This is a genomic window from Bacillus cereus group sp. MYBK30-2, from assembly GCF_051915945.1.
In the GTDB taxonomy this organism is placed as follows: Bacteria; Bacillota; Bacilli; order Bacillales; family Bacillaceae_G; genus Bacillus_A; species Bacillus_A paramycoides.
In genome coordinates this window covers 1-527 of record NZ_JBQAFR010000028.1, presented here as the reverse complement: position 1 = coordinate 527, position 527 = coordinate 1, and the positions used below count along the sequence as shown (strand labels likewise).

Sequence of the window (527 nt, the reverse complement as noted above, 5' to 3'; positions counted from 1 at the left end):
TCAGAAGGAATAAAGTTACTATGATCTGTTTCTCCAAAGTAGACATATTGCTGACGCAATTCACCACTATTTTTCTCAAGCAGAATGTATTTCAGCCTAAAGTTTTTAATTTCTTCTTTTTTATATCCTGTTTCTTCTTTAATTTCTCTGTAACTTGCTTCCATTGGAGAATTGAGTTCATTAGCTTCCATATGACCTCCAATACCACCCAAAATTCAAAATTAAAGATTTTACTCTTTTCTTTCTTCATCATTAACATTTTGTCTTGATGAATTAAGAATGCCGTAGCCATCTGTCTTACTTCCAACAATAACATCCTTTCCACAATTTCTAATTTTTTATTAAACTAATCTGCTTCGTTTAAGTGTAAACTTTTACAACTTCCTAATTTTAGTTTAACATAAAATGTCAAAATACTTTCGGAAAATTCACATAAATATATCAAAAAATACGAAGACGCACAGTTTAGTTTTGTAAGCTCGATAGCAAAACTAAATTTCCTTAAAATGAAAAAATACGCTATTCTT

1 pseudogene is annotated in these 527 nt (G+C 29.2%); it reads right to left on the bottom strand.

The features are described 5' to 3' along the window. Positions 1-191 (bottom strand): annotated as a pseudogene (locus ACTFQM_RS27310) (NUDIX domain-containing protein); the annotation flags it as partial. Positions 192-527: the final 336 nt, after the last annotated feature.